This is a genomic window from Kitasatospora sp. NPDC032121 (assembly GCF_055580145.1).
Map to the genome: position 1 here is coordinate 64,034 of NZ_JBVILX010000018.1, position 17,868 is coordinate 81,901.

11 protein-coding genes, 2 pseudogenes and 1 CRISPR repeat array are annotated in these 17,868 nt (G+C 70.7%); of the genes and pseudogenes, 7 read left to right on the forward strand and 6 right to left on the reverse strand.

Annotated elements, in window-relative coordinates; genetic code table 11:
- Positions 1-35: 35 nt before the first annotated feature.
- A CRISPR array of direct repeats spans positions 36-978; the repeat unit is 28 nt; unit sequence GAGCAACCCCCGCGAGCGCGGGGCCGAT.
- Positions 979-1,211: 233 nt separating this feature from the next.
- Positions 1,212-1,400 (forward strand): hypothetical protein, encoded by a 189-nt coding sequence (locus ACZ5OX_RS32085; protein ID WP_465634876.1) that lies wholly within the window; start codon positions 1,212-1,214, stop codon positions 1,398-1,400.
- Between the two features lie 148 nt (positions 1,401-1,548).
- Here ACZ5OX_RS32085 and ACZ5OX_RS32090 read toward each other — a convergent pair whose 3' ends face one another.
- The 3 genes from ACZ5OX_RS32090 to ACZ5OX_RS32100 all read right to left on the reverse strand — a co-directional run bounded on the left by ACZ5OX_RS32090 (position 1,549) and on the right by ACZ5OX_RS32100 (position 6,019).
- Positions 1,549-2,628 (reverse strand): PLL family lectin, encoded by a 1,080-nt coding sequence (locus ACZ5OX_RS32090; protein WP_465634877.1) that lies wholly within the window; start codon positions 2,626-2,628, stop codon positions 1,549-1,551.
- A gap of 226 nt (positions 2,629-2,854) precedes the next feature.
- A complete protein-coding gene (locus ACZ5OX_RS32095) occupies positions 2,855-4,066 on the reverse strand; it encodes a hypothetical protein (protein WP_465634879.1) in 1,212 nt (403 codons plus the stop codon).
- Positions 4,067-4,909: 843 nt separating this feature from the next.
- Positions 4,910-6,019, reverse strand: a complete 1,110-nt coding sequence (locus ACZ5OX_RS32100) for a PP2C family protein-serine/threonine phosphatase (protein WP_465634881.1) — start codon at positions 6,017-6,019, stop codon at positions 4,910-4,912.
- A gap of 891 nt (positions 6,020-6,910) precedes the next feature.
- Here ACZ5OX_RS32100 and ACZ5OX_RS32105 point away from each other — a divergent pair.
- Entirely contained in the window at positions 6,911-7,447 is a 537-nt protein-coding gene (locus ACZ5OX_RS32105; protein WP_465635022.1) for a GNAT family N-acetyltransferase, read from the forward strand.
- A 323-nt stretch (positions 7,448-7,770) separates the two neighbouring features.
- Positions 7,771-8,938, forward strand: a pseudogene (locus ACZ5OX_RS32110) (GDSL-type esterase/lipase family protein).
- A 150-nt stretch (positions 8,939-9,088) separates the two neighbouring features.
- On the opposite strand, the gene tpx reads toward ACZ5OX_RS32110, so the two are convergent.
- On the reverse strand, positions 9,089-9,589 hold the full coding sequence (gene tpx, locus ACZ5OX_RS32115; protein ID WP_465634882.1) for a thiol peroxidase: 501 nt from the start codon (positions 9,587-9,589) through the stop codon (positions 9,089-9,091).
- Positions 9,590-10,224: 635 nt separating this feature from the next.
- A complete protein-coding gene (gene ltrA, locus ACZ5OX_RS32120) occupies positions 10,225-11,658 on the reverse strand; it encodes a group II intron reverse transcriptase/maturase (RefSeq protein WP_465634884.1) in 1,434 nt (477 codons plus the stop codon).
- A gap of 1,505 nt (positions 11,659-13,163) precedes the next feature.
- Between ltrA and ACZ5OX_RS32125 the strand changes: the two genes are divergently transcribed.
- The 4 genes from ACZ5OX_RS32125 (at position 13,164) to ACZ5OX_RS32140 (ending at position 17,375) form a co-directional block, all read left to right on the forward strand.
- Positions 13,164-14,252, forward strand: coding sequence for a 3-oxoacyl-ACP synthase III family protein (locus tag ACZ5OX_RS32125; RefSeq protein WP_465634885.1), 1,089 nt, complete (start codon positions 13,164-13,166; stop codon positions 14,250-14,252).
- A gap of 162 nt (positions 14,253-14,414) precedes the next feature.
- Entirely contained in the window at positions 14,415-14,678 is a 264-nt protein-coding gene (locus tag ACZ5OX_RS32130; RefSeq protein ID WP_449810299.1) for an acyl carrier protein, read from the forward strand.
- Entirely contained in the window at positions 14,668-16,302 is a 1,635-nt protein-coding gene (locus ACZ5OX_RS32135) for an amino acid adenylation domain-containing protein (protein WP_465634887.1), read from the forward strand. The genes ACZ5OX_RS32130 and ACZ5OX_RS32135 overlap by 11 nt, the downstream gene beginning before the upstream one ends.
- Positions 16,230-17,375: an acyl-CoA dehydrogenase family protein gene (locus tag ACZ5OX_RS32140; RefSeq protein ID WP_465634889.1), complete on the forward strand. Its 1,146-nt coding sequence runs from the start codon at positions 16,230-16,232 to the stop codon at positions 17,373-17,375. Before ACZ5OX_RS32135 ends, ACZ5OX_RS32140 begins: the two co-directional genes overlap by 73 nt.
- Before the next feature lie 170 nt (positions 17,376-17,545).
- On the opposite strand, the pseudogene ACZ5OX_RS32145 reads toward ACZ5OX_RS32140, so the two are convergent.
- Positions 17,546-17,761, reverse strand: a pseudogene (locus tag ACZ5OX_RS32145) (SDR family oxidoreductase); the annotation flags it as partial.
- Positions 17,762-17,868 lie beyond the last annotated feature (107 nt).

The window sequence follows — 17,868 nt, forward strand, 5'->3', positions numbered from 1 at the left end:
ATGTGACGTCGGCGTTGGAACCCTGGATGTGGCTGGAGCAACCCTCGCGAGCGCGGGGCCGATGCGTGCCGCCGGACCCGCTTCCCGCTCCGGTGGGAGCAACCCCCGCGAGCGCGGGGCCGATAGCACGGTCGTCGGCTACATCGACATGAGCCGCGAGCAACTCCCGCGAGCGCGGGGCCGATCGGTCCCGGCTGTCGAGCGCGACGGGCACGCCGGAGCAACCCCCGCGAGCGCGGGGCCGATAAGGGGCGACTGGGCGGCGGCGCCTGCTTTCCCGAGCAACCCCCGCGAGCGCGGGGCCGATGGCATAGCCGGTATTCAATTTGTCATCGCGCTAGAGCAACCCCCGCGAGCGCGGGGCCGATCCTTCACAAAGGGGCGTCCCCCTCTTGGCGTTGGAGCAACCCCCGCGAGCGCGGGGCCGATATCCCGGGCCCTGCGGTGAAGCACCCACGGATGGAGCAACCCCCGCGAGCGCGGGGCCGATTCAGACGAGATGGCCGAGTGGCTGCGCGGGCAGGAGCAACCCCCGCGAGCGCGGGGCCGATGTTCTCCGTGCTGACCTGCTTCACCAGCCACTTGAGCAACCCCCGCGAGCGCGGGGCCGATCCGGCGGCGAATGGCGAAAGGCCAACGGCGGTGGAGCAACCCCCGCGAGCGCGGGGCCGATATCGCCAGCAACCACGGCATGATGCCGCGCGAGGAGCAACCCCCGCGAGCGCGGGGCCGATTATTCGGCGGGCCCGAGCTGGATGCCGATTCCGGAGCAACCCCCGCGAGCGCGGGGCCGATATGGATGATCCCGACTTGCGGTTCGCCTTCCGCGAGCAACCCCCGCGAGCGCGGGGCCGATCTCTGCCGACACGTCAAACCGTAGCGACTACGGGAGCAACCCCCGCGAGCGCGGGGCCGATCATGCTCCGGCTCACGAAATTGCTGGAGACGTAGAGCAACCCCCGCGAGCGCGGGGCCGATACTTCCTGACCTGCAGGGATTCTCCTCAGAGGGCGCCGATTGATTCAGTTCGATTTGGTAGGTGGTTCATGACGCCCCTATGAGGCATCGGCATCTCTTCTCGCGGCCAAGCCAATCGTCAGTGCTGCGTTCTTGGCCCCCCGAAGCGTACTCGCACATGGAGGTCGGGACGATGGCTGAGGACCGCCGGCGGTGGTACTTGCCCGAGGACAGGGGCTGGTTGGGCGCGTTGTGTGTGTGGGCGGGCGGGCCGGGAGCTGCCGGCCACCGTCCTGGTCTCACTCGCCGACGCACTCCTCCCGGACCCGTCGTCCGGTGTCCCCCTGGACACCGACTGGGTCTCCATGCCGACCATGTCCGCCCTTGCCGCAGGCGCGGTCCTCCTCGCCATCGCCCTCGGACTGCCCCAACCCTCCGCCTGATGATGCGCCCGGACGCCCTGCGTCACGAATAGCCCAGCCCCCGCCCAGCGCCCGCCCGGACGGCGCTGGGGGCCAGCGCCGTCCGCGTACGTGCCGGTCGGCCGGCCCGGGTGACGGTCCCCGGGCCGGCCGACCATGCAAGGGGCGGTCAGCCGCCGACGGCCGATCCGTCCGCGACCGGCCGCCAGGGGGAGAGGTCGACGGCGCTCTGGACGTACCCGGCCTTGTCCCAACTGCCGTTTCCGTGGCGGATGGTGTGGTAGAGCGTGCCGCTGTCGGTGCAGGTCTCGAACACCAGGTGCAGCTCGTTGTTCACGTTGGCACCGTCGGCGCCGCACACGTAGAAGGGCTGGTCGAGGATCTGCCGGCCGATGGGGCCCCAACCGCCCCAGTTGCCGTCGGAGGTGCGGATCGTGTGGTAGACGGCGATCTGGCTGTTGTTCACCACGGCGACCTGCAGCTGTCCGTTGATGCCCGCCGCGACCACGTCGTGCGGCCAACCCCACGGAGAGGGGGTCCCGGCCGCGCCCATGACGTTGCCCCAGCCGTCCCAGGTGCCGTTCGCGTGCCGGATGGTGTGGAGCACGCTTCCGTCGTTCCACATGGTGGCCACGATGTGGAGTTCACCGTTCACCTCGGCCGTCGCGAGGCTGAAGAACTTGTCCGAGCCGAGCCCCGGAGGGGCGCTGATCGCCCCCCAGGGCTGCCAGCTCCCGTCCGGGCCCTCCACGGTGTGGACGAGCCGGCCCGAGGGGTCGATCGCCGCCAGCTGGACCCGGCCGTTCACCACCGCCGCGCCGGCCCTGCCCGTCTGGAAGTACTCGCTGGAGACGGGCAGTTCCGCCAGGCCCTTCATCGGGGTCGGCGTGGGCCAGCTGCCGTCGGGCTGCTGCGTCGACTGGACGAACTGCATGCTCATCGGACCGGAGTACCTGAGGCCGAACAGCCGCAGCTGTCCGGCGTCGACGACGGTCGTCCAGTACCGGAGGTTGGAGAACTGCGGGACCTCCCTGGCGGCGTCCCAGGTCCCGTTCGGCGCCCGGCGGGTCTGGACGACCTTCCACGGATCGGCGCGCAACATCAGGTTCAGCCCGACGGTCGGGGCCTCAGTCGTGGCGGCCCGGGGCGTGGCCCCGGCCGGCGCGGCCGTCACCGCGGCGGTGAGTGCCACCGCCGCGGCCACCACCGAGGCGACGCGCCTCCGGTACTGACGCTTGGTCTTCCACATGTCGTGATCCCCCCTGGGCAGATGGGCCCGATCTGGCCGGGGGCAGTCCTATCAGAGCCCGAAGGTCGAGGGAAAGCGGAAAAACGCCGCCCGCCGCACACCCGCACTCCACCGGCACGCCGGGACCGTCACCGGCCGACCCGACCCGCCCCGCCCCGGCCCAGCCCGTCCGACCGGACCGGTCACCGGGGCCGACCCGAAGCACCTGCCTCTGCTCCTGCTCCTGCTACCGCCGCGCGACGGCGGCGATCATCGGCCGTAGGACCTGGGCGGCGGGGGTGTGCGTCAGGTAGGCGGTGAGCTGTTCCCGGTTGGCCGGCGGGATGCCGTGGGTGAGGCCCGCGGCGAGCAGCGCGACGGTGAGGGCCTGCTCCACGATCGCCTGCGGGAACCGCCCGCGCAGCTCGGCGGCGAGGCGGGCGGCGTGCTCCTGCCGGTTCTTGCGCTCGGCCTTGACGAGGTCGACGGCCAGCCGTACGGCGGGCAGCGCCGCGGCGAGCCTGAGCTGCTGCTCGGGGCCCTTGGTGCCCGTGCTGAGGAAGTGTGCCAGGTGTGGGCCGAAGCGTCCGGCCAGCTTGCGCAACTCGCGGGGCGCTTCCGGGAGTTCCGGTTCCGGGTTGCCGGGGCTGCACCAGTCGTGCCAGGCCGTGGACGCCTTGAACGCCGGCGGCTCGTCGAACCACTGCCAGGCCAGGACGGGGCCGAGGCCGGTCACCGGAAGCCCCGTGGTCCGAAAGCGCCGCTCGGGGCGGACGGTGAACTCGGCTCCGTCGTCCGCGCGGAAGACCGTGGCCAGCTGCCACGCGCAGCAGGAACGGCGGATCTGCGCGGTGACGATGAAGCGTTCGGACTCGTCCGGGGCCAGCCGTACATGGGTCCGGTCCAGGAACGGGCGGGCGCCGACCCGTTGACGGGTGAACTCGTCCACCTCCCAGAGCACCGGGCGCTCCTGGTCGAGGTCGAGTTCCAGCTCGGGAACGCTACGGGATCCGGCGGGCTGCAGTTGGACCATCGCCCCGCGGAACGGCTCGACGCGGTCGAGGACCTCGGCCCGCAGGTCGCGCAGGGTGAGGTGGGCGTCCGAACGGTTGGTCACGGTGACGGACAGCACGGTGCTCTCGAAGTCCGCACCGCCGTGCCCGCGTGCCCAGCCGAGCACGTCCTCCTCGCCCTTGAGCTGTCCCGGTAACCGCACCGGAAGGTCGGTCACCTCCGCATCCGCGGGGATCACCACCCACTGGGTGACCGGATCGCAGTACTCGGCCAGGACCTCCACCGTGCCGGCGCCCGGCGGCCGCATCGGTCGCGCCGCCGAGTGGACGTGCACACCGCCGTTCACGGTCCCGGCCTGCACCACCGAGCCGCCGACAGTGGACCCTCCGGCAAAGAGGTTCTCCACACGGGTCGTGGTGGACGGGTCCGGCTCCTCCTGCGACATGCCGCCCATGGTGGCAGGCGCGGACGCGATACGACAGCCGTTCGCCCGAACCGGCACCCGGCATCCTCGGCGCCCTCACCGACCCCGGTGGCCTGGTGCACCATGGGTGGCCGTCGTCCGTGTGCGGCCGACCGCTCGGTGAGGGTCGGCGCGTTCGGCTGTGCCGCCGGCCGTTCGAACTCCGCGGGTGCCCGTGCTCACCCTCTGACGCCGTTGCCGTCCCAGGGGCGCCAGAGGGTGAGGTGGACGGGCCCGTATACGCTACAGAACTGGCAGTCACAGCTGGTGAGGGCGTTCGCCCGGCAATGGGCGGTCGGCCAGTAGCGGGATGCGCAGGGGCCCGGGTCGAGCGACGCCTCGTCGCCGGGCACCGTCCGGTCGCACCAGGTGCAGCGGACGGCTGCGGCACGCCGGCCTCCCGCAGCCGCCGGGCGGCGGTAACGGCGATGTCGAACGGGACCTCCTCCAGAACCACCGCAGGGGCGCTGCCCAGGAGCAACTTGCTGTGCCACAGGCTCAGCCCGGTCACCGCCCTGACAGCCCGCAGGGAATCCGGCCCCCGTTTCCGGATCCGGTCACCAGCGCGGTGAACTGCGGCTCCTCCACGGGCTCATCTCCTACTCCGGCGACGGGACGACCGCCCCAGTGTGTCGGCGGGCCCGCCTTCGGCCCACCGGTTATCGGCGGCCGCCGCCCCTTCGGCGCACCGCCCAGTAGCGCTCGTCGGTACCTGTTCGTGCCCACTGCGCCTGTGGGACCAGGGCGAGGGCGCCATCGAGCCCTGGCAGGCGGTCGGCGCACCGCACCAGGAACAGTTCGGCATCGCCGCGACCGCGGGCCAGGTCAGCGGTCCCAGCGCAGCGCCAGCAGCGCGGCGTCGTCGATCAGCCCGTGCTCGGCCCAGCGGCCCACGTCCGCCAGCAGCAGATCCAGCAAATCCTCCGGCGAGGAGGCGCGCAGGGCCGCGAGGCGTTCGGCGAGCGGGTAGAAGCGATCGGCGCGGTCCCGAGCCTCGGAGACGCCGTCGGTGTGGAGCAGCAGCAGATCACCCCTGCGCGGTTCGAAGAGGCCTGCCTGGTACCGGCCGCCGACCAGGTCGCGCAGGCCCAGTGGCGGGGCCGCTGTAGGAGGCTCCAGCTCCACCACCCGCCCGGCCCGGCGCAGCAGCGGGGATGGGTGGCCGCAGTTGACGAACTTGGCCGGTCCGGCGGGAGGCACCTCCAGCAGCAGTGCCGTGACGAACCGCTCCTGCATCGCGTGGCTCGCCTGGATCCTGTCCATCCGCTCGGCCAGCTGGGCGAGGTTCGCCACGATGCGTGAGCCCGCGCGGAACGCCCCCAGCACGTCGGCGGCCGTCTCCACCGCCGCCAGGCCGTGGCCCTGGACGTCGCCGAGGATGATCCGTACGCCGTACGGGGTTTCCGTCACCTCGTACAGGTCGCCGCCGATCCGTGACTCGGCCGCCGCCGCGGTGTAGCGCACGGCGATCCGTAGCTGTCCGATCCGCTCCGGCGGCGGGCGCAGCAGGGCCCGCTGCGCCGCCTCGGCGACGTTGCGTACGTGGAACAGCTCGCGCTCCCGGGAGGCCATCAGGGCGACGGCGGCGGCGCTGGCCAGGCTGGCGGCGGTGATCGAGAGCAGGGAGGCGATGTGGACGGAGATGGGCAGAGCCACGTCGACGAAGTACGCGATCAGCGCCGCCACCACGGCCGCGACCGCCCCCGTCGCCAGCGGGACCCGCGGATTGCGGGTGGCGGGGGCGGACACCATGGGTGTCACCGCGAGCATGGGGGTGAGCGTGACCCCCGGGCCGGCGAGCACGTCTGCCGCCACGGCCCCGACCAGCACCAGCAGGGCCGCCCACAGCAGCATCCGGGTGCGCCGCGGCAGGTGCAGCGGCGGCAGGGGGCCGTGCGAACCGTCGGCGTTCACGTGCGGGCTGTCGGCGTTCAAGCGGGCTCCTCCGGATGCGGGCGGGCCGGGGCCGGATCGGTTCTACGTCCACTCTCCACCGCGCCCGCCGTCGTCAGCACCTCGCCACACCAGTACCACCTCGAGCGTCTTCGCCTGCTCTCCGGCCACGGCATCGGCTGGCCGGTGTACGGGTACGACAAGCAGCCGCTCACCCGGGGGGAGTTCCCCGACGTCCAGTCCGCCGCGGTCTCGCACTTCGGCCTCCTCGCCGACTTCCGAGCCGCCGCCGCGGTCGGCGGCCTGCCGTCGCTCACCTTCCTGGGCCTCGGGGGGCGACTTCGGCTCGCGTGTGGCCACGCGCCACGCATCATCCGGGACGGTCGCCCGGCCGCGTCGCTGTTGGTCGTCTTGCCGCTGTTGTGTCCGCTCCACGAGACCGTGCCGGGGCCGCTCGCGCCCGACGTCGGCGGCGGCACCGTGCGCTTCCGAGCCACTGGCGACCCCGCCGATGTCGCGGCGGGTCGGCTGACCCTCACGTCATCCGCGCAAGCCGGCCCGGATCGTCGCCCGCCGCGGTGCCGAGGGTGGCCGTCGCTTGCAGTACGTGGTCGCTCTCGCTCTCTACGGCGGATCCGACCGGGACGCCTACCCGTTTCCGGGCGGCTTCCATCCCTGTCCGCGGGCCCGTCGGCTCATCGCGGGCCTCTCGCCGAGCTCGCCCTCACCTCCGGGGCGGGCGCGGGCGCGGTGAGGGCCCCGGCCGGTTGGTGGGTGTGGGAAGCCCGCTGGTGGGTGGAGGGTGCACAGGTCCAATACGCCGCTCAGCAACTGGCCTCGGTGGTCCCGCACATCGAGCGTCCACGATCGGCAGGACCGACCACGCGCCCCGTGGCCCCCGACAGTGCGTTCGCCCGTGAGATGGTTGATGTCATGGCAGATGGCGCGACTCCGGGCAGCGAGGTTGTACTCGAGACGACTCGCCTGCTACTCAGACCTTGGCGGGTGGCCGAGGCAGTCGTCCAGCGTGAGCTGTGGACCGAACGTGATCCACGAGTGCCGCCGCACCGCCGAATCGATGCGGACGGACACCCCACGGTTGCGGAGCTCGAGGATTCGATCCGCACCAACCAGCTGTGGTCGATCGGGTTGCTGGCGGTCGAGCGGAAGGCCTCTCGTGACGTCATCGGCTACTGCGGGCTGGTCGACAACGGGCGAGGACCGACCGGGGAACCGGAACTGGCGTTCGAGCTGCTACGCCGAGTTTGGCGTCAGGGATACGCGACTGAGGCATCGTTGGCGGTTCTGGAATGGGCGAGATCATCTGGATACGAACGTCTCTGGGCCACGGTCTGGGACTGGAACACCGCTTCTCGCCGTGTGCTGGCCAAGGTCGGGTTCACCGAGACCGAGCGGAAGGAAGTGGACGCGGCGTACGGGACCACCCTGTTCACCACGAGACGGCTCTGACACACCGGATAGGTGGCCTTGCGGACCGCTCCGAGCAGTGCCGGCAGGCGTCAACTTTCCCATCCCGTCAGCAGAAGCGGATGCGCCACGCGGTCGATGCCGGGGCGCTGGGGACGGAACAACACGACTGCCGCCGGGCCTGCGGGGAGCGGGTGGCACCGAGAATGCAGACGGCCGTTGACCCTTGACGCCCTGCTGGGCGTGGGTGGAGTCCGTTCGGCCGGCTGATCCGTTCCTTGTGCGGCCTGGGGTGTGCCCGCACCGGCCGTACGTCCCAAGGAACTTGCTTGACCTGTTTGCCTGGACGAATCGAGAGTGGCGCCATGACGACGATCACCACCCCTGTCACCGAGGGCCTCCTTCGCGGCCACCTCGATGTCGAACACACCCACCGCGGCCTGTTGCCGCACCGCCTGCCCGCCGGTGCCCGCCGGTGCCCGTCGGCGGATCCCGGACGAGCAGCTCGCGATGGCCGAGTCGCAGCCTTCCGGTGTGCGGTTGGCCTTCCGTACCCATGCCACCGCCGTCACCCTGCACGCCGTCCCCACCAAGCGGGCCTATCCGGGTGTCCCGGACGTCCCGGACGGCGTCTACGACCTGCTGGTGGACGGCCGACTGGTCGCGCAGGCCGGTGTTCCCGGAGGGAACGTGCGCACCGTCGACCTCGCCACCGGCCGCGTCGAACTGACCGAAGGGCCGCCCGGCAGCGCCCGGTTCACCGGCCTGCCGGGGCGGGACAAGACCGTCGAGATCTGGCTTCCGCACACGGAGACCACCGAGCTGATCGCCCTGGAAACCGATGCCCCGATCGAGCCGCTCCCGGCCGGCACCCGCAGGCGCTGGGTGCACCACGGCAGTTCGATCAGCCATGGCTCCAACGCCGAGCATCCGACGGGTACCTGGCCTGCCCTGGTGGCCAACGGCGCGGGTCTGGACCTCGTCAACCTGGGCTTCGGCGGCGGCGCGCTGCTCGACCCGTTCACCGCGCGTGCCATCCGTGACACCCCGGCGGATCTGATCAGCCTCAAACTCGGCATCAACGTGGTGAACGCCGACGTGATGCGGCTGCGTGCCTTCACCCCGGCGGTGCACGGCTTCCTGGACACGGTCCGGGAGGGTCACCCGACCACACCGCTGCTGGTCGTCTCCCCGCTGCTGTGTCCGCTCCATGAGACGGTGCCTGGCCCGCTCGCGCCCGACTTCAGCGGCGGCACCCTGCGCTTCCGCGCCATGGGCGACCCCGCCGATGTCGCGGCGGGTCGGCTGACCCTTACCGTCATCCGCGCCGAACTGGCCCACATCGTCGCCGACCGCAGAGCCGAGGGCGACCACCACCTGCACCACCTGGATGGTCTCGCCCTCTTCGGTGAGCACGACCAGGAAGCCCACCCGCTGCCCGACGGCCTCCACCCTTCCCCGCGGGCCCACCGGCTCATCGCGGAGCGTTTCACCGAACTCGCCCTCGCCCCAGGGCGGGCGCTGGCGCGGTGAGGGCCCCCGGCCGGTTGGTGGGTGGGTGAAGGCCCGCCCCCTCAGCCCTTGGTCCCGCCCCCGGGGCGGGGGTGGGTCGCTGGGTGTGGGGGCGGGCCTTCGTGGTACGCAAAAAAGGGGTGGCGCCCGTCGGATGGGGTGCGGGGTGGGTCAGTTGAGGACGGCGAGTGCGGCGTCGTAGTTCGGCTCGTCGGCGATCTCCGCGACCAGCTCGGTGTGGAGGACGGTGTCGTTCTCGTCGAGGACGAGGACGGCGCGGGCGGTGAGGCCGGCGAGGGGGCCGTCGGCGATGGCGACGCCGTAGGTGTCGTGGAAGTCGCGGGCGCGCAGGGTGGAGAGGGTCTTGACGTTGTCGAGGCCTTCGGCGCCGCAGAACCGGGCCTGGGCGAAGGGGAGATCGGCGGAAATGCACAGCACGACGGTGTTGTCGAGCGAGCCGGCCTTGGCGTTGAACGCGCGCACCGAGTTCGCGCAGGTCGGGGTGTCGATGCTGGGGAAGATGTTGAGGACCTTGCGCTTGCCGGCGAAGTCCTTCAGGGACACGTCGGCGAGTCCTTCGCCGACGAGGGTGAATGCGGGGGCCTGGGTGCCGGTGGCGGGCAGTGCGCCGCCGACCTGTACCGGGTTGCCCTTCAGCGTGACCTGAGCCATGAAAAGTCTCCTACCAGCGGTATGCGGGATGCAACGCGCCGATCCTACTGCCCGTCCCTGTTCCCGCCAGGGGGCGACCACCGATCCGGCTGCCCCGGCCGCCCGTTGCATCCCGGCACCCGGACACCCGGACCGTCCGGCACCTGTTGCGTCCCGCCTTCCTATGCCCGGGTGTCAAGGGACAGTGGGATCTGGTTCTGGCGCGAGTTCCGTGAAAGCCGCCCGCGGATCTTGACGGTTGGCGATCATGTCGGGTGTCTGTTGCTGATCTTCTGGCCGTCTTGTTTCCCCAGTTCGCGTCGCTTCACGTGCGCTCTGCAACAGCCGCAGGAGTTCGGTGACGTTCACGCGGCCAGCCCCACCTCGTCGCGCCAGGCGGGGCAGGGGGTGGTGAGGCGGCGGAGCATGCCCGCGGCGGAGGCCCAGCAGACGCGGGAGGCGGCGTTTTGTCCAGCTGGTGGTCGTAGTCACGGGCGAGGCGCCGGTGGAGCATGAGGGTGCCGTTGACGGAGAGTCGGCTCGGGGCGCGGTGGCCGGGTTTCCCCTGCTCCGTTTCCCCGAGCCGCTCGCCGAACCGGACGTGCGACTTTCACCGCATCCGGCTCTCCACGGGTCGCTGCCGCTGGGGCGATGATCTATGCGGCCCACGGTGTCGGAATGTTCAGCCCGCGCCAGCGGTAGCGGGTGACCGGCACCGCGGCGATGTTGAACAACTCGACTCCGTCCAGAGCAATCTGCCGCCAGCCCTGGGGGCCTTTGAACTGTCGGCGCAGGGCTGTCCACGTCATGCGCCGCCGATACGTGATCATGTTGACCACCCGCCACCACACGAACGATCGGAGCGCGTTGAAGGTGTGCTTGGCGACGGCGTGCTTGAAGTAGTTGGCCCAGCCGCGAAGGATCTGGTTGATCCTCGACAGCACGGCGGCGAACGGGACCTGTGACCTCCTGTGGGTCAGCGCCCTGATCTTCCGCTTCAGTTCACGGACTGGCTTGTCCGCGATGAAGGTGTAGACGTAGCACTTGTCCGTTCCTCGCTTGCGCATCCACTTGATGTGGAAGCCGAGGAAGTCGAACCCGTCGGCCATGTGCACCACGCGCGTCTTGGACTGCGACAGACGCAGCCCGAGCGGAGCGAGGACCTCGCCGATCTCCGTTCTCAGCGCCTCGACGTGATGGCGTTCGCCTCTGACCAGCACGACGAAGTCGTCCGCGTAGCGCACGATCCGCCAGTTGGGCAGGTTCTTGGCCACCCGCGTGAAGCGGCGTGAGTCGCTGGACATCGTTCCGCCCGGCTTCCACGGCCCCATCACGTGCTCGTCGAGCACCGAGAGTGCGATGTTGGCCAGCAGCGGGGAGAGGATTCCCCCTTGCGGGGTGCCGGTCTCGGACGGTTCCATCGCCCCGGTCTCCCGTAGGATCCCGGACTTCAGGAACGCCTTGACCAGGGCGAGCACGCGCTTGTCCTTGATTCGTCTCCGCACCCGGTCCATCAGGGCCGTGTGGTCGATCGAGTCGAAGCACGCCTCGATGTCCGCGTCCAGGACCTGGCGGTAGCCTTGGGTGCCCCAGAAGTGGATCTCGGCGATCGCGTCGTGCGCCCTCCGGTCGGGCCGGAACCCATAGGAGGCCGAGTCGAAGTCGGCCTCGAAGATGGGCTCCAGCACCAGCTTCAGTGCCGCCTGGACCACGCGGTCGGCCACGGTCGGGATGCCGAGACTCCTCAGCTTCCCGCCGTGTTTGGGAATCTTCCGTTCGCGCACCGGCAGCGGGCGGAACGCCTGCTGCCGCAGCTGCTCGCGCAGCTCGTCCAGGAACACTGGCGCTCCCACCTGCTCGACGATGGAGCGGACCGTGGCCCGGTCCACCCCGGCCGTGCGGGCACCGGTGTTGCCGGCGACCCGGCTCCACGCCATCGCGAGGAACCTGCGGTCGCAGACCAGGTGGTACAGATCATCGAATCGGTGGCCGGGTTCGGCCACCGCCCAGCGGTGCAGTTTGGTCTGCATCTTCCGTACCCGCAGCCCACGCACCGGTGGCGCGTCGTGCTGCGCGGCCAGGGTCTCCACCCCGGCTTCTTCGAGCATTGCAGTCCCTTCCTACTCGTGTCCCGCTGCCGCCCTTCGCCATGCACGCGGCTTTCCCGCGCTCGGACTACTACGGCGGCTCCGCCCCGCCCCGGCCCGGTCGGCCGACGATGGGCCCAGCCTGAATCTCCGTGCCGGATACACGGCTCGTGGCGGGACTGGGACGGTTCCCGTGTTCACTTGTGATCGGTTGTCGGAGGAGGCGCCCGGCTATACCCCGGCGGCATCGCCACGGCTACGCCGCAGACTTTCACCGTGGCCTTGCGCGGCGGCGAACGAGACCGCCACGCAAGTCGCCCGCCCGAGCATGAGGCAGGCGTGCACCGCTCCCAGCCCAGATCCGCCAGGTTCGAGCTGGTGGGATTGGTTACGAGGCTTCACACACCGGTTTCTCGCGTACACCTCTCCGTCTCGCTCGCCGGGCACACGGCCATCTGGCAGTACTGGCCCCGCCCCGGCTTTGTCAGGGCTGCTTCCCGCCCTCCCCGGCACCTCCCGGATCAGGCTGCCCTCAGCTTCAACTTGACTGCTGCGACAGCAAGTTGGTGCAGGTCTCTCACCTCCACACGATCAACAAGCGCCTCACGGCGCACCTGCTCGACCACCCACCGCTTCGGTTGCGGAACGAAGCCCTTGCCCTGGGTGTCGGGGGTGCGGCGGACCACCTCGACGGCGATGGCCTCCCATGCCCCGGCAGCAAGGCACGCGACACGCGAGTCAGCCTGAATGACTCCGTACACACGAACGGGCGACACCAGTCATCCAGAAACGGACTTAGCATCCTCTGAGTGACTTCAGTTCCTCGTTTTCCACGGGTTTCAATCGGAGCGGACCGTGCCGGTTCCGGTTCTTCCGGGGCGTTTTGATTCCGGCCATTGATCGGCCTTTTTTGGTAGGCCGGGCGGTGGTGGTCGGACTGTTCGACGGGAAACGTCCGAAAAGTGGGACTTCGGCACGGTCGGTATTTTTTGGTATTCCGCCCCTTCGTGGGGCCTCATGAGTGCACCGGTCTCCAATTCCGGCACAGGAGTCACACCGGAAGGCGCCTGCGTTCGTGAGCGACTGGGGAGCCTTGAACGCGGGGGACTTTTCTGCAAGGATCTTCGAAGCGGAGCCCGATCACTGCGGGAAAGTCGGAACGAATTCCCGCGGCGGTCGGACCGCCCAGTTCCTCGGTAAGCACGGCGCGGGGTCCGCATCCTGCATGCGAGACGCCCGTGGGTACCGTCTGCAATTCCGGTCGCCGGTGTCCGGTCCTCTCCCTTGAAACATTCGTCGGCGGGTGCACCCGCGCCCGCCGACGGCTGCGGAATTCCGGTCGAGCCTGCGGCCGATCCGCCGGAGGTGGTTCGAGGCCCGTGGCGGCACGGCCACGGCGGTGTCCCCTTCAGGGAGGCGCCGGCCGTCGGATTCCCCGTGCCCCGCACGCTCCCCTCGCCGGCAGCACCACCGCACCCGCTCCTTGTCGTCCAACGAAAGGTTCGGTCATGACATCCGTCGGGATCCTGTCCCTGGCGACGTACCTGCCCCAAGGCCTGCGAACGAACGACTGGTGGGGGCTTCCGCCCACCACGCCCTCGGGGGACAGCGTGGGCCCCACGCCCCGCAACCACTTCGACGCGGCCATGCAGCCCTACATCGACGACCCCTTCTTCGGGAGCGTGGAACGCCGCGTCGCGGCCCAGGGCGAGACCTCCCTGTCGCTCGGCGCGCAGGCGGCCACCCGCGCGCTGACCGCGGCGGGACTCGAACCGGGCGACATCGACGGGCTCATCGTGGTCTCCATGTTCCCCGACCGGGTGGGATCCGGTGACGCCGGCTACCTCGCGAAGGAATTGGGAACGGGAGGCGGCGCCTTCAACGTCGAGGCCACCTGCTCGGGATCCCTCTCCGCGCTGCTGACCGCGTGCGCGCTGGTCCGCTCGGGGCTGAAGAAGCGCGTCCTGGTCGTGGCCACCTCGATGCTGGCGAGGGCCATCGACGCCGACGACGTCACCCTCCGGCTGTGCGGCGACGCCGCGGGGGCGATCGTCGTGGGCGAGGTCGAGGAGGGCTTCGGACTCCTGGGCGCCAAGACGCTCAACACCAGCGAGACCTGCGGCACCTGGATGATGGACACGGTCGAGGACGGTTCGGGCACCACGGCCGGCGGTCGGCGCATCCGTCTCCGGGTGGACCCGTCGATCGCGCACGTCTTGCGCTACACCGCGGAACCGTTTCTTCTGGAGACCGTCGACGGCGCCCTTGAGGCAGCCGGCGCCACCCGGGACGACGTGGCCGCCTTCATCGTGAACACCCCGACCGCCTGGCACGCCGACTTCTCCGCACGCGCACTCAAGGTCGCCTCCGAGAGGGTCGTCAACACGTTCCCGCGGGTCGCGAACATCGGGCCGGTCCTGATGCCGTTCAACGCCTTCACCGCCGCCTCACAGGGCCTCATCAAGCCGGGGGACCTGACCGTCCTCTACACCTTCGGCGGCCAGGCGGAGGCCGGGGCCGCGGTGTTCCGCTGGTCCGACACGATCCTCGCGCCCGAGCCGGAGCCGGCCACCGTCTTCAACGCGCCGCGCCTCTGACCCACTGCGGCTCCTCTGCCTCCGCGCCATCCCCGGTGCGGCAGCACGGACACCCCGACACGCCATCACCCCGACACGCCATCACCTCGGAACGCCATCACCGCGGACACACCATCGCGCCAACACGCCCTCGCGTCAGCACACCGACACACGGAGACCACTGTGAGCGACATCCACGACAGCATCCACGCCTACATCCTGGCGAACATCATCAAGGACACCGACCCGAGCGCGCTGCCCGACGACCTCGAGCTCGTGGAGAGCGGCGTCCTGGACTCCATAGGCATCATGAAGCTGGTCACGTTCCTGGAGACCACCTTCGACATCGAGGTCGGCGTCAGCCACCCGCGCGAGTACTTCAAGACCGTCACCCACATCGTCGAGTACGTCGAGGTGCGCGTCGGGGGCGCCGGTAATGAAGGCTGATCCGACCGTAGCGCCGGACTCCCTCGACCAGTACCTCGGCCGCACCGCCGAGCGCTTCCCGGACGGCGAAGCCGTCGTCGGCAGCGACGGACGCGGCATCACCTTCCGGGAGCTCCACCGCCTGTCCGCCAAGGTCGCGGCGTACCTGTCACGCCACGGCGTGGGGCCGGGCGACCGCGTGGGCCTGCTGCTGCCCAAGTCCCCCGAGACGGTCGCCGTCATGCTCGGCACGCTGCGCGCCGGCGCCGCCTACGTCCCCATCGACGCGAACGGCCCCGCCGAACGCGCGGCCAAGATCCTCTCCGACTGCGCGGTCCGTGTCGCCTTCACCACACCGGACGCCCTTCTGCGCCTCGACCGGACCGCCGCCCAACCGCACCTGACGCCGGTTCTGCTGGCCCCCGGCGCACAGGAACCGTCCGACACACCCCACGCAGTGTGGGCCGATGTCCTCGCGGCGGACGAGAAGGACGCCCCGCAGGTCGAGCCCGATCCCGACCGACTGGCCTACCTGCTCTACACCTCCGGCTCCACCGGAACCCCCAAGGGCGTGGCCATCACCCACCGCAACGCCGTCAGCTTCGTCGAATGGGCCTCGGCCGCCTTCGCCGTCACCGAAGCCGACCGGCTGTCCGGCCACGCGCCGTTCCACTTCGACCTGTCCGTCTTCGACGTCTACGCCGCGCTGCGCAACGGTGCCGGCGTCCACCTCATCGACACCGACCTCGCGGCCAGCCCGCGCCACCTCGCGAGATTCGTCTCGTCGCGCAGGATCACCATCTGGTACTCGGCCCCGGCCATCCTCGGCGCGATCGGTGCGATGGAACCCGCCCCGCCGGCCCCCGCGGACCTCCGGCTCGTCCTCTTCGCGGGCGAGCCCTTCCCCCCGGCGAAACTGCGCCGCATCAAGCAGACCTGGCCGGGCCCCGACTACTTCAACCTCTACGGGCCCACCGAGACCAACGTCTGCACCTACCACCCCATCCCCGACGAGGTCCCCGACGACCGCCACGACCAGTACCCCATCGGTGCGCCGTGCTCCCACTGCGACGCGCTGCTCGTCGACGAGGACCACAACCCCGTCGACGGGGAGGAGGGGTTCCTCGCGATCGCCGGCCCCTCGGTCTTCCCGGGGTACTGGCGCGACGGACGGCCGGTGCAGGCGGCGTCGCACTTTACCACCGCCGACGGGCGCCTCTGGTACGACACCGGCGACGTCGTCCGGCGGGAAGGGGGCGTCTTCGTCTTCCGGGGCCGGCGCGACCGGATGGTCAAGCGCCACGGCTACCGGATCGAGCTCGACGAGATCGAGAAGGCCCTGGCGGCGCACCCGGACCTGAGTGACGCGGCCGTGGTCAGCACCGAGAGCGACGGCCAGAGCGTCATCACCGCGTTCATCGTCGCTCCCACCGGGGCGCCGTCGGCACCGGACCTGAAGCGCTACACCCAGGGGTACCTGCCCCGGTACATGCTCCCCGACCGGTTCCAGGCCCTGGAGGAGCTGCCCCGCACGTCCACAGGAAAGACCGACTACCGTCATCTGGAGGGCCTGTGCCAAGCGGAACCGACGAGCGACAACGGGAACTCTTCGAACGTGCTGCGGACTTCGCCCGCCAGAATCTGAACGACGACATCCCCGGCCGCAACCGGGACGGAGTCTTCGACCGGGCCGCCTGGAAGCTGTGCGCCGAATTCGGGCTGCTGAAGATGGCGATCCCGGACGAGGGCGAGTCGATGCCCCGGCTCAGCGACCTGATCGCGGTCATGGAGGGGCTCGGCTACGGGAGCGACGACCAGGGCCTGCTCTTCTCGCTCAACGCCCACCTCTGGACCACCATGGTCCCGCTGGTGCTGTACGGCACCCAGGAGCAGCGGGAACGCTACCTGCCCGGGCTGGCCGACGGAACGCTGATCGGGGCCAACGCCTCGACCGAGCCGGAGGCGGGCTCGGACGTCTACGCGATGAAGACGACCGCGCGACCCGCCGACGGCGGCGGCTACTTCCTCGACGGCACCAAGACGTACATCACCAGTGCCCCGGTGGCCGACCTCCTCGTCATTTACGCCACCCTCGACAAAGAGGCCGGACCGCTCGGGATCACCGCCTTCCTCGTGGACGCCGATACCCCCGGCCTGGAACGCAGCCCCGCCTTCGACAAGATGGGGCTGCGCACCGCGGCGATGGGCCGTGTGGACCTGAAGCAGTGCTGGGTGCCCGACAGCGCCGTGCTGGGGCGGCCCGGTCGCGGAAGCTGGGTCTTCGAGAGCGCCATGGAGTACGAGCGCGGCTCCATCCTGGCGGCATGCTTGGGCGTGATGCGCCGCCAGGTGGAGAACGCCGTCCAACACGCCCGCCGGCGGCAGCAGTTCGGTGAGCCGATCGGGAAGTTCCAGGCCGTCTCGCACCGCATCGCCGAGATGAAGGTCCGGCTCGACGCCGCGCGTGCACTCGTCCAGCGGATCGGCGTGCTCAAGGACGAGGGCAAGGACGCCACCCTGGAGGCGGCCGTCGCCAAGCTGTACGTCTCCGAGGCGTACGTCCAGTCCTCGCTCGACGCCGTGCGTCTCCAGGGGGCGAAGGGCTACCTGTCCGCCAACCCCGAGTCATGGCAGCTCAGGGACGCCGTCGGGTCGTTGCTCTACTCGGGGACGTCCGACATCCAGCACAACATCATCGCTCGCGAACTGGGCCTCTGAGGCCCGTCCGACGACCGGGCCGTGACGGCGCGGGGGGGGGGGGGGGGGGGGGGAGGGGGGGGGGGGGGGGGGGGGGGGGGGGGGGGTGTGGGGGGGGGGGAGGGGGGGGGGGGGGGGGGGGGGGGGGGGTGGGGGGGTGGTGGGTGCCCCCCCCCCCCCCCCCCACCGCGTCACATCCCACCGCCGGGAGTGACCCCGCCGTCGACGACCAGGCTCTGGCCGGTGATCCAGCCGGCGTCGGGGGAGCACAGGAAGGCGACCGCGCCCGCGACGTCCTCCGGGACGCCGAGGCGGCCCAGCGGGAAGGCGGCGACCTTCTCCTCGCGGCCCTCGTGCAGCGCCTCGGCGAACTTCCTCGTCACCACAGCGGGGGCGACGGCGTCGACCATGGGCCTCCACAACCCCGAGCTGCACCGGAGGCCCTGTCTTCATGCCCGGAGGGCGACAAGATCGCCCGACCGAGTTCCCGCAGTCGAACCCGCGTCCACCAAGA